The 11833-nt window shown below is 27.1% G+C and carries 15 protein-coding genes; 6 read left to right on the forward strand and 9 right to left on the reverse strand.

The annotated features are described in order from the left end of the window. Window positions 1-18 precede the first annotated feature (18 nt). Both ASUIS_RS01660 and ASUIS_RS01665 read right to left on the reverse strand, forming a co-directional pair. A complete protein-coding gene (locus tag ASUIS_RS01660; RefSeq protein WP_118885414.1) occupies window positions 19-1218 on the reverse strand; it encodes an aspartate aminotransferase family protein in 1200 nt (399 codons plus the stop codon). A gap of 72 nt (window positions 1219-1290) precedes the next feature. Beyond that, window positions 1291-3624 carry a fatty acid cis/trans isomerase gene (locus tag ASUIS_RS01665; RefSeq protein ID WP_118885415.1) on the reverse strand — a complete coding sequence of 778 codons (2334 nt, stop codon included), beginning with the start codon at window positions 3622-3624 and terminating at the stop codon, window positions 1291-1293. A 101-nt stretch (window positions 3625-3725) separates the two neighbouring features. Here ASUIS_RS01665 and ASUIS_RS01670 point away from each other — a divergent pair, with 101 nt between their 5' ends. The 3 genes from ASUIS_RS01670 to ASUIS_RS01680 are packed head-to-tail and all read left to right on the forward strand — an operon-like array spanning window position 3726 to window position 6162. Further along, complete coding sequence (locus tag ASUIS_RS01670; protein WP_118885416.1) at window positions 3726-4604, forward strand: aspartate carbamoyltransferase catalytic subunit; 879 nt, start codon at window positions 3726-3728, stop codon at window positions 4602-4604. 3 nt (window positions 4605-4607) lie between these two features. Next, on the forward strand, window positions 4608-5579 hold the full coding sequence (locus ASUIS_RS01675) for an aminodeoxychorismate synthase component I (RefSeq protein WP_118885417.1): 972 nt from the start codon (window positions 4608-4610) through the stop codon (window positions 5577-5579). A 10-nt stretch (window positions 5580-5589) separates the two neighbouring features. After that, window positions 5590-6162: an aminotransferase class IV family protein gene (locus tag ASUIS_RS01680; RefSeq protein WP_118887613.1), complete on the forward strand. Its 573-nt coding sequence runs from the start codon at window positions 5590-5592 to the stop codon at window positions 6160-6162. Here the strand turns inward: ASUIS_RS01680 and ASUIS_RS01685 are convergent. Next, a complete protein-coding gene (locus ASUIS_RS01685; protein WP_118885418.1) occupies window positions 6144-6782 on the reverse strand; it encodes a transglutaminase-like cysteine peptidase in 639 nt (212 codons plus the stop codon). The genes ASUIS_RS01680 and ASUIS_RS01685 overlap by 19 nt on opposite strands. Window positions 6783-6822: 40 nt before the next feature. On the opposite strand from ASUIS_RS01685, the gene ASUIS_RS01690 reads away from it, so the two are divergent. The 3 genes from ASUIS_RS01690 to ASUIS_RS01700 are packed head-to-tail and all read left to right on the forward strand — an operon-like array spanning window position 6823 to window position 8271. Further along, window positions 6823-7257 (forward strand): hypothetical protein, encoded by a 435-nt coding sequence (locus ASUIS_RS01690; protein WP_118885419.1) that lies wholly within the window; start codon window positions 6823-6825, stop codon window positions 7255-7257. Window positions 7258-7271: 14 nt separating this feature from the next. Further along, window positions 7272-7958, forward strand: coding sequence for an AzlC family ABC transporter permease (locus ASUIS_RS01695; protein WP_204513367.1), 687 nt, complete (start codon window positions 7272-7274; stop codon window positions 7956-7958). Continuing rightward, window positions 7951-8271, forward strand: coding sequence for a branched-chain amino acid transporter permease (locus ASUIS_RS01700; protein ID WP_118885420.1), 321 nt, complete (start codon window positions 7951-7953; stop codon window positions 8269-8271). Before ASUIS_RS01695 ends, ASUIS_RS01700 begins: the two co-directional genes overlap by 8 nt. Window positions 8272-8297: 26 nt before the next feature. On the opposite strand, the gene ASUIS_RS01705 is transcribed toward ASUIS_RS01700, so the two are convergent. The 6 genes from ASUIS_RS01705 to ASUIS_RS01730 all read right to left on the reverse strand — a co-directional run bounded on the left by ASUIS_RS01705 (window position 8298) and on the right by ASUIS_RS01730 (window position 11696). Further along, window positions 8298-9296, reverse strand: coding sequence for a beta-ketoacyl-ACP synthase III (locus ASUIS_RS01705; RefSeq protein ID WP_118885421.1), 999 nt, complete (start codon window positions 9294-9296; stop codon window positions 8298-8300). A 31-nt stretch (window positions 9297-9327) separates the two neighbouring features. Continuing rightward, window positions 9328-10332: a phosphate acyltransferase PlsX gene (gene plsX / locus ASUIS_RS01710; RefSeq protein ID WP_118885422.1), complete on the reverse strand. Its 1005-nt coding sequence runs from the start codon at window positions 10330-10332 to the stop codon at window positions 9328-9330. Beyond that, window positions 10332-10484, reverse strand: coding sequence for a 50S ribosomal protein L32 (rpmF, locus tag ASUIS_RS01715; protein ID WP_118885423.1), 153 nt, complete (start codon window positions 10482-10484; stop codon window positions 10332-10334). The genes plsX and rpmF overlap by 1 nt, the downstream gene beginning before the upstream one ends. Before the next feature lie 11 nt (window positions 10485-10495). Then, window positions 10496-10831 (reverse strand): hypothetical protein, encoded by a 336-nt coding sequence (locus ASUIS_RS01720; RefSeq protein WP_226799956.1) that lies wholly within the window; start codon window positions 10829-10831, stop codon window positions 10496-10498. A gap of 68 nt (window positions 10832-10899) precedes the next feature. Beyond that, on the reverse strand, window positions 10900-11313 hold the full coding sequence (gene ndk, locus ASUIS_RS01725) for a nucleoside-diphosphate kinase (protein ID WP_118885425.1): 414 nt from the start codon (window positions 11311-11313) through the stop codon (window positions 10900-10902). 107 nt (window positions 11314-11420) lie between these two features. After that, entirely contained in the window at window positions 11421-11696 is a 276-nt protein-coding gene (locus ASUIS_RS01730; protein ID WP_118885426.1) for an NADH-quinone oxidoreductase subunit I, read from the reverse strand. Window positions 11697-11833: the final 137 nt, after the last annotated feature.

The raw sequence follows: 11833 nt of genomic DNA on the forward strand, positions 1-11833 counted from the left end.
AAACTACAAAATTGTAGTTTAACCTTGTTTGATTTTATCAAGGGCTTTTTCTAATCTTTTAAATCCTTCATTCATCTCTTCTTTTGAAATAGTAAGAGCAGGAAGAAGTCTTAGGGTATTTTTACCAGCTTTTAAAACTAAAACACCTTCTTCAAAAGCAGTTTTAATCACAAGAGCTAATGTATCAGCATCTTTTACTCTTAATCCTCTCATGAGTCCCAGACCCACATTGTCTGTGAAAATTTCTCTATTTTTTTCATAAACATCATTTAATTTTTTATTAAAATAAATAATAGTTTCATCTAATGCTCCACTATCTTTTATCTCTTCTAAAATATCTAAAACTTCTAAAGCAGCAGTTGTTACAAGGTAGTTTCCACCAAAAGTAGAACCATGATCACCAGGGCTAAAAATGTCTTTTAGTTTAGTCATGATTGCTCCAATAGGAACTCCACCACCTAAACCTTTTGCAAGAGTTACAATATCTGGTTCGATTTCATAAAGATTTGCAGCTAAAAATTCACCAGTTCTAAATACACCTGTTTGAACTTCATCAACAATTAATAAAATATCTTTTTCTTTTAAAAATTTTGCTAAATCTTGAATCTCTTTTTTATCAAAAGGTTGAACTCCACCTTCCCCTTGAACAAGTTCAATCATAACTGCAACTGTTTGTTCATCAATAGAATCATAAACATCAGCAACTGAACTTTTATATGAGAAACCATCAGGATATGGAGCAAAATTTGGTGTATGCATTGATTCTTGACCAGTTGCTTTTACTGTTGTTATTGTTCTTCCATGAAAAGAGTGTTCAAGTGTGATTACTTTATATTTTTTATTTTCAAACTTTGTTTCACCATATTTTCTAGCTATTTTAATAGCTCCTTCATTTGCTTCTGCTCCACTATTTGAAAAAAATGTTCTAATATCATAACCACTTAATTCTTTTAATCTTTTTGCTAATTTTGCTTGTGGTTCAATCCCGTATAAATTTGAAATATGAGTTATATTTAAAACTTGTTCATAGATTTTATCAGCAACTCTTTTATTTCCATGACCCACGCTACAAACAGCAATTCCAGATGTAAAATCTATATAATCTTTATTTTTATCATCAAAAAGCGTAGCATTTATACCTTTTGTGAAATTTACATAATTTCTAGCATATGTATGAAGTACATACTCTTTATCTAATTGTTCTAATTGTTCATTCATTTATTTATTTTCCTAAAAAAATTTAGATGTAATTTTAAGAGAAAATTATATCTAAAATATTTAAGCCATATATTAATTCTGATTTATGGCTTGACTTATATATTTATTTAAATCAAACAATCCATATTCTAAAGAATCTTGTTTTTTAAATTCTGTATCAAACCAATCAAAAATTTCCCAGAAGTTTGGGTTTGCACGATTTATTACATATTCAAGTAATTTTTTATTATTGATTTCATTGTCTTCATAATTTTGAAGAAGATTAAAAAAGTCATCCAATTTATCTTGTTTTATTATTATAAAAGCATTTGGATATGAGCCAATTAAACCTTTTACAATATTTATTCTATCTTTTTTTGAATCTAATCTTGAATCTTCATCAAAAAGTAGGGCAACATTTTTGTGCCATCTATTTATGACTAAAGTATAAACAAGATTTTCTCCTGAATTTAATTCAATTTTTATGAAAGCAAGATTTGATTCTTTATTATTAAAACTTTTTATAAACTCTGAGCTATTAGGTAAAGTAAAAGATTTAAAACTTTCTTCTATTTCTTGTTTTGTTTGATAAACTTTTTTTATTGAAGTTTTTTTGTAACCATCTTCTATAAAATTTATTGGATCTTTTTTTGTATTTGTATGCACAAAAAGTTTTTCAACAAACTCTTTTTTATAGTCATTTGTTTTATATTGAATATCTACATTATTATTAGAAGGAATATAAACACTTAAATATTGTGCTAACCAACCTTCATACCATGAGTTAAAATAATCTACCCTAGATTTTTTTGGTAAGAACTCCAAAAAGTTACTTTCCCCTTCAATTCTTAATCTATCCATATGAGTTCGAACTAATAGTTGATGTGCTGTATTCCCAAATATATCAAATCCCGCAACTAAAGAGTAATAAACTCGCTCAAGTAAAGGAAAATCGATAACCCATAAATTTTTAGGAATATCTCCTAATGCTCCTTTATGAACTGATGCTGAATCAAAATGTCTATATATGGTTAATATTGAATCATTTTCTAGGTTTTTATTACCTTTCCAAATAGCATCTAATTTTAATCCATTTGGATAATATTGATTATAAATTAAAGCTTTATTTGTGTGATATTTTTTAGATAATTCATAATCATCTAAAGCTTGAAAAGTTTTATATAAACTTGGGTCTTCTCCATATTCATTTGGAATTGAAAGATTAGGAATATTATCATGTAAAAAATATTTATCTTGGATTGATAAATCATATTTTGGATCTAAAAAAGTTACCCAGAAATGATCTTGAATTACATTTAAAGCAATTTGTCCTTTGCAAACTGGTCCTCTAATAAAAGTTGTAATTATATAACTAACATCGTCAAGTAAAAATTGGTATCTACTTGATGCTGGAATTTGTTCAAATGTTTTTAGAGCATTTGCTGATATTCTTGTATCATAAGGAGGTAAAAAAGGTTTCTGTTCCCAGCTTGGGTCAATAAATAATTCTTTATATCTTTTAAGTTTTTCATCATTTAATTTATAAAGCATATGAGTTTTGTGAACAATTGTAGATTCTATTTTTTGAAATCTATAATAAAACGGTTTTTTTATTTCATCATAGGGAAATCTTGTAGCAATAATTTGTGGTTTTATACCTGTTGGAGTGCTTGACCGAATTAATTCATAAAAATCCCCACTTTTTTCATCAAATGAAATATGAGCTAAAAAAAGATGTTCATAAATATATCTAGCTGTTACTTGATGTTTTATATCTTCATTATTAAAAAAGTTTTCAAATTTTTTAATTTGTTCCTTTTCAAAATTCGTACCAATAATATTTTTTGTATCATTTATAGCACCTTGTTTAAGCCAAGTCATTAAAAGATTATATTCTTCTTTTTTTAAAGCTGGAAAACCATAAGGCATTCCTTTATGTGGATTTTCATCAAAATAGTCTGTTAATTCTTCTTTATTTTCCACACAAGATAATTCATCATTTTCAGGAGAATATGTTCCTATACTCAAAGGATTCTGCTGTTTTTGGAAAAGATACTGCATCATTATAGATTCATTTGATTCTTCCATTGAATCAAGAACTGAAGTAAAACCTTTTTTTCTCCATTGTTTTTCATTTGTTGCATCAATAAAAAGTCTAGTTGGATTTGCAGCAGTAATTCTATTTTCATAAATGCTTTTTTTAGTTGAACCTCTTTGAATTCCTTCAAAAGATGATAGTTTTAGTTGGCAAGGTGAATTATAACAAGAGTGACAAGATACACATCTTTTATCTAAAATAGGTTTTATTTCATTTATAAAAGATATATTTTTATTTAGTTCTTCAAATTTTACAGGTTCAAGAGGTTTTGTAGAACAAGCGGTAAAAAGTGTAATAAATAGTATAAGTAAAAAAAATTGAAATTTCATATGTATATTAAATCCCTAAAAATAAAGTTTGTCATTATACAAAAAGTTTTATTTTTTAAACAGCTTTTTGCTAGAATCCAAATTAAAATTAAAGGAAGAAAATGCAGCACTTGATTAGAACTTCTGATTTTTCAAAAGAAGAAATATTAGCCATTTTTGATGATGCTAGAGAGTTTTTAAAATTTAAACCAAATGAAATTTTAAAAGGCAAAATCATTGTTACTTTGTTTTTTGAGAATTCTACAAGAACTAGAAGTTCATTTGAAATTGCAGCTAAAAGATTGGGTGCAGAAGTTGTATCTTTAGATGTTGGAACATCTTCAGCTTCAAAAGGTGAAACAATATACGATACTGTTGCAAATATAAATGCAATGAACCCTGATGCTATTGTTGTTAGACATTCTGAGTGTGGTTTACCTGAAAGTTTAAAAGGTTTTGTAAATTGTCCAATTATAAATGCTGGTGATGGAAGACATTCTCATCCAACTCAAGCTTTTCTTGATTTATTTACAATTTATGAACATTTTAATGGTCAAACTGAAGGAAAAAGAATAGCAATTGTTGGAGATGTGAGAAATTCTAGAGTTGCTGGATCAAATAGAAGATTGCTTCCAAGATTTGGAATAGAAGTAAATTTAGTTGCACCTGATTGTTTTAAATATGAAAGTGATGATTTTAAACAATATAATAATATTAGAGAAATAATTGACGAACTAGATATTATTATGAGTTTAAGAAGTCAGCTTGAAAGACATAATTTAACTTATTTTGAATCTTTAAATGAATACGCTAAAGATTATTGTATTACAAATGAATTAGTGGGAAATAGAGATATTATACTTTTACATCCAGGTCCAGTTAATAGAAATATTGATATTAGTGATGAAATGTTAAAAGACCCAAGAACAAAAGTATTAACTCAAGTTACAAATGGTGTTGCAATAAGAGCAGCAATTTTGAAAAAATTAATTCTAAAATAAAATTTGAGTAAAGAGTTAATAAAAGAAAGACTAAATAAACTTGGTTCTTCAAAAGAGCCATTTTTATTTGTTTTATCTTATGATTTAGATAAATTTTATATTGAAAAAATTTCAGAAATTTCTTCAACAATCAAATTTGAATTAAACTTCAAAGAACATCAAAAAATAAAAACAACTCAAAACAGCAAATTAGAAAAGTTTCCTCTTTCTTTTGAAAATTATAAAAGAAAATTTGATATTTTACAAAATGAGATAAAAGAAGGAAACTCTTATCTTTTAAATTTAACTGCAAAAACAAATATAAAAACTACTTTTTCATTAGATGAAATTTATGAAAATACTAATGCAAAATTTAAATTAAGATTTCAAAATCAAGATGAAAATTTTGTTTGTTTTTCTCCTGAAAGATTTATAGAAATAAAAAAGAATAAAATCTTTACTTATCCCATGAAAGGAACTATTGATGCTTCTTTTGTGAATGCTGAAGCTAGAATTTTAGGTGATATAAAAGAGATGGCTGAACATACAATGGTAGTTGATTTGTTAAGAAATGATTTGGGAATAGTTGGTTCAAAAGTTAGAGTTGATAAATTTAGGTATGTTGAAAAAATAAATGCAGGAAATAAAAAACTTTTCCAAGTGAGTTCAAAAATATCTGCAACTTTGCAAAATAATTGGCATGAAAGAATAGGAGATATTATCACTTCAATTCTACCAGCTGGATCAATTACTGGAACACCAAAAAAGAAAACAGTTGAGATTTTAAATAAAGTTGAAGATTATGATAGAGGATTTTACACGGGAATTTTTGGAGTTTTTGATGGAGAAAATCTAGATTCTTCTGTAATGATTAGATTTATAGAAGTTGATAAAAATGGCGAATTATTTTATAAAAGTGGTGGAGGAATTACTAGTGATTCCAATGTAAATTTAGAGTATCAAGAATTACTTGATAAAATATATTTACCTTTTTAAAGGACAAAAAATGAAAAATAATATCTATTTTGAAACTATAAAATGTGATGATTTTGAGATCTTTAATTTAGATTTTCATAATAAACGAGTTGCTAATACAATTGGTTTAAATATAAATTTACAAGAGTATATTTATCCATTAAGTGAAGAGTTGCTTCGATGTAAAGTTACTTATAATGATTTTGAAGTTATAAATGTAGAATATTTTGTTTATAAAAAAAGAGAAATTAACTCTTTTAAATTGATATTTGATAATAAAATTTCATATTCAAAAAAATATTTAGATAGGGAAAATTTAGATAATTTATTTTTACAAAAAGAAGATTGTGATGAAATTATTATTGTAAAAAATGGTATTGTAACAGATACAAGTATTGCAAATATAGCGATATTTTATGATGATGTTTGGATAACTTCTAAAAACTGTATATTAAAAGGAACAACAAGAGCTAGGCTTTTGGAAGAGAAGTTTTTAATAGAAAAAGATATTAGTATTGAAATGCTTCAAAAAGCTTCTAAAATCGCTTTAATGAATGCAATGATAGGTTTTGATATTAAAGAAAATTATTCATTTAAAGTATAAACTCTATTTAAAAGTTTTTCCCATTTATTATCTTTACCCCAATTTATATTTACATTTTGTGTGAATTTTTCATGAGAAAATCTATAAGAATCAATTTCATTAAAAGCAAATTTTGGGATTAATTTTGTCCTTTTTGTAAGAGGAATAACTACAGAACTTAAATTATCTAAAACTAAAGAAGTTGATTCTTTTGTTTCTAAATATAATAAAATCATATGTGAAGTTTTTTCGCCTTTTATATCTACAACTGCAAAATATAATTTTTCTTTAGGAATACCTAATTCTAATAATGTAAAGTATTTAGCAATAACATAATCTTCACAATCTCCATGTCCTTGAAGTAAAAATTCTTTTGGTGTTGCCCAATAATCAAGTGAAGCTTGAGTTGATATATCATGTGCTGGAAGTATTTTATTTATAAAAGAGTTTACATGTGATAATTTTTTAAGAAGCTCATAATCTTTTATTTGTATTTTTAACTCTTTATATTTATTTAATCGATTTTCAATAAATGATTTTTTATTTGAGTTAGTTATATATTTAAGATCTTTTTCATTTAATTTAAATTCATAAGCAAGAGCATAATTGATAAGGAAAATAAGGAAAATAAGTTGTTTCATGAGTTATAATAACATTAAATTTTTGAAATAGGTATTAATTATGGTTAAAGATATTATAGAAGACAATGGGTATAAAAGTTTAGTTGAAAAACAAATAAAAGAGAATGTACTTTTTTTATTAGAAAAAAATAAAGAGTTTTCAATCACCGCAAATATTGAACCTATTAGTTTCACACCAGAACTACCAAAAGTTATAAAAGATCAAATGCACAAATTTTCTTTATTTATTTTGAGTAACTATACATATACAACAGTTCAAGTTGACGATAATTATATTAGTTTTGAAGCAGGATTTGGAAATGAAAATTTTGGAAGTGTGGTTAAAATTCCACTTTATGCGATTTTCCAGATTATTATTGATGAATCAATTTTATATATAAATTCAGTTGCAACTGTAGAAAAATTTAATAAAGATTTGAAAAAGAATTCATTTAATATTTTTAAAAATAATCCAAATAATAAAAAATTTAACTAAATAGCAACATCAAATTGAAGTATAAAAATGAACTAAAAAAAGCATTTCAGATTTCTATCCCCATTATGATGGGATATTTAGTTTTAGGTTTTGCTTTTGGTTTATTGTTGGTATCTTTTGATTACTCTTGGTATATAGCTCCGATTATGTCTTTTTTTATTTACACAGGAGCATTACAATTTCTTGCAATAAACTTTTTTAATATAAAAGTAGGTTTTGTTGATATTGCAATAGCTTCATTATTTGTAAACATTAGACAATCTTTTTATGGATTATCCCTTTTAAAAAGATTTAAAGATACTGGAAAGTTAAAAGCATATTTAATTTTTGCCTTATCAGATGAAACATATGCTTTATTAACTTCCATCCAAGATGATGAAAGTTTGAATAAAAAATGGTATTACTTTTTTTTACTTTTTCTTAGCCAATTGTATTGGCTTATTGGTTCAACTTTAGGCGCAATAATTGGCATTAACATAAAATTTAATACACAAGGTTTGGAATTTTCATTAACAGCACTTTTTGTTGTACTTTGTATAGAACAATACAAAAATTTACAAAATGTTATACCTTTTATAATAGCACTAGTTTCATCTATTTCTACACTTGTTTTTATTCCAAGTGATAAAATGTTAATTGTTTCAATAATTTTATCTTTAGTATTAATGTTTACTTTCAAAAAAAGAATTGAAAATGAATAATAATGAAATATTTATAGCAATTCTAATTATGTCAATAATTAGCTATTTTATAAGAGCTCTTCCTTTTTTATTTTTTAGAAATAAAGAATTACCTTCATGTTTCTTATTTATAGGAAAATATTTTCCCTCAGTTGTTATAACAATATTAATAATTTATACTTTAAAAGATGTAAACTTTTTATTAGTGCCTTATGGATTAAAAGAGATTTGTAGTATTGTTTTTACAGGAATATTGCATTTAATTTTCAAAAATTATTTGATCTCTATATTTTTTGGGACGATTTTATATATGGGATTAGTGCAGTTAGTATAAAATAATATAGGTTAAATTAACCTATATTATTTTTTTGGTGCGAATTTAAATAGAGCAGAACCCCAAGTTAATCCACCACCGAAGGCATCAAAAAGTATAGTATCACCTGCTTTTATCTTACCTTCTTCAAAGGCATAGTTCATAGCCATAGGAATAGATGCAGCTGATGTATTACCATATTTATCTACAGTAACAACTGTTTGCTCATCACTGAATCCTAAAGCTTCACCTACAGCTTTTATAATTCTAAGGTTTGCTTGATGAGGAATAAAGTGAGTTATTTCCTCATTTGAAAGATTATGTTTTTGCATCATTACTTGAACATCTGATGTTAATGTTTTAACAGCAAGTTTGAAAGTTTCGTTTCCTTTCATTTTTATGCATGCCATTTTGTTTTCTAAAACTTCTTTTGAGCAAGGATGTTTACTCCCCCCTCCAGCCGTTTTAATTAAATCTTCATAATTACCATCACTTGAACAATTCACATCTATAATTGATTCTTCTTTATTTGATGTAGCTGAAATGATTGCAGCACCTGCACCATCTCCAAAAATAAAACAAGTTCCTCTATCTGTATAATCAAGAATAGAAGAATAAGTTTCTGCACCAATAATTAGTACATTTTTTTTCATTCCTGATTCTATGAATGCTTTTGCTATTGAAACAGCATATACAAATCCAGTACATGCAGCACTAATATCAAATGCCATAACAGGAGGAAGTCCTACTTTTGACGCTATTAAACACGCTGTTGATGGCATACATAAATAATCAGGAGTAACAGTAGCACAAATTACTAAATCAATTTCTTCTTTAGATATTCCTGCTCTATCAATTGCAACTTGAGCTGCACGTGCACCTAAATCAGATGAAGCTTCATCAACTTCAGATATTCTTCGCTCTTTAATACCAGTTCTTTTTGTAATCCACTCATCACTTGTATCAATGATTTTCTCAAAATCTGCATTCGTCATAATCTTAGGAGGAATATAAGCTCCAATAGATCTAAAAGCTGCATATGTCATTTACATATCCTTAAATTAAATACCGTAATAATTAAATTTCTTGATTATTACTATATTTTGCTAATCTTTGTTCAATAATACTATCTAAATTTGAACTTGCTGCATTTATTGCCTGAAATATGGCATTTTGAATTGCTTTTGGATTTGATTTTCCATGGGCAATAATCACGGGAGCTTTTACACCTAATAGTGGAGCTCCTCCATATTCAGCATAATCAACTCTTACTTTTAAGTTTTTGAAAACTTTTCTCATAAGAACTGCACCAGCTATTGAAATTAATGATCTTTTCAAATTCTTCTTAATAATTTTTCCGATTGTATCTGCAACACCTTCGGCAGTTTTAAGTAAAATATTACCAACAAAACCATCGCAAACAACAACATCAACTGTTCCTTTGAATATATCACTACCTTCAACATTTCCTGCGAAATTGGGAATTTTTGATATTAATTTGTAAGCTTCTTTTGTTACTTCATTACCTTTACTATCTTCTTCACCATTACTTAATAAGCCAACAATTGGTTCATCAAGTCGAAGAACATATTGAGCATAAACTTGACCCATAACCGCAAACTCAAATAAGTTTTTAGCATCACTATCAACATTTGCTCCAACATCTAATACTAAGGTATTTTGATTTTCACTTGTAGGCATTAAAGTTGCAATTGCAGGTCTATTTACGCCTTTTATTCTTCCAATTCTTAATGTTGCTAATGACATTGAAGCACCAGAATGTCCAGCTGAAACTACAGCATCAGCATTTCCTTCACGAACAAGTTCAATAGCTTTATAAATTGTTGATTCTTTTCTTTTAAGTGCATCTGTAGCAGAATCGCTCATACTAATTACATCATCTGTATCTAATATTTCAATTCTTGATAAAAAAATTTGTGGAATAAGAGGTAAAAGTTCATCTTTTTTACCAACTGCGATAGCAGTAAAGTTATTATTTTTTTTAAGTGCGGCAACTAAGCCTTCTATTATAGGCTCAGGACCGAAGTCCCCACCCATAGCATCTATTGCAATTTTTAGCATTAGTTTTTATATTCACCAGTAGTTGGATTAACCATATGAGGCATTTTCCAAGTTCCATCACTATCTTTAACAGGTTTTTTTAATGTTATTTTGTAGTGAGTTCTTCTTTTTGCTGATCTAGTATGAGATACTCTTCTCTTAGGTACTGCCATTTTAATTCTCCTTAAAATTCTTTTTCAAAATTATCACCAAGTTGTACGCATTCGTTACACATGTGATAGTCGCTTTTGATACTATTTAATTCGCTTTCGATAATTTCATCAAAATCAATTAAACTGTTTTCAACTTCTATTACTAAATATTCACTTTCATCACTTTTGTAAACACCATCACTTAATAGCAAATGAAGTTCTTCATCAACTTCAATTTCTTCAGTTATGCCACATCTACAACAATCGATGTCAGTACTACCTTTGAGTACTGCGTCAATCTTTACTAATGATTGCGATATTTTACAAAAAGTACCTTCAATTTTAACTGAATTGTGAACAATTTCCAATTCTTTGCTTAATTGTGGTACTTTTCTAAATTCTATTTTCATTATAAATTGTATTAATTAACTATAAATTAACAAATTTCTTTTTGAGCAAAGAAAAAATTAATTTCATTTGCTGCATTTTCTAATGAATCAGAACCATGAACTGCATTTGCGTCAATTGATTCTGCAAAATCTGCTCTGATTGTTCCAGCTGCTGCTTCTTTAGGATTAGTTGCACCCATTAATTCTCTATTAATTGCCATTGCGTTAACACCTTCTAAAACTGTAACTACAACTGGTCCTGAGATCATAAATTCAACTAAATCTTTAAAGAAAGGTCTTGCTGCATGAACTGCATAAAAAGCTTCAGCATCAGCTTGGCTTAATTGCATTTTTCTTGTTGCTGCAATTCTTAATCCAGCTGTTTCAAATCTGTCTAAGATTTTCCCAACTACATTTTTTGCTACAGCGTCTGGTTTAATGATTGATAATGTTTGTTCCATTACTTGTATTCCTCGATTTTTTTAAAGTCGCGGATTATACCTAAAAATAAAAAAAAAGGCAAGTAGTTAAAACTACTCACCTTTTTTTATTTAAATAATGGTTAAAATTAATCTTCAACTACAGGAGTACCAGCAGTTCCTCTGTCTTCTTTTTCAATTGAACCAGAACCAGCTTCATCCCATACAATACATCCTTCAGTTGGACATGCATCAGCACATGCAGGAGCATCATTATGTCCTACGCATTCAACACATTTGTCAGCGTATACATAATATGTATCTGCTCCTGTTGGATTCTCATCATTATCAACGATTGCTTCTACTGGACACTCATCTAAACAAGCATCACAACTAATACAGATATCAGTAATTTTTACTGCCATAGTATATCTCCTAATTAAAATTTAGAAAACTTTATCACAGTAAATATAAAATTATCTTTAAAATATTTAGATTATCATTCTTAAAATGCCCTATATTAAATGAATGAAGAATCATTTATATCATTAATGTATTATAA

The organism is Arcobacter suis CECT 7833, assembly GCF_003544815.1.
Classification (GTDB): Bacteria; Campylobacterota; Campylobacteria; order Campylobacterales; family Arcobacteraceae; genus Aliarcobacter; species Aliarcobacter suis.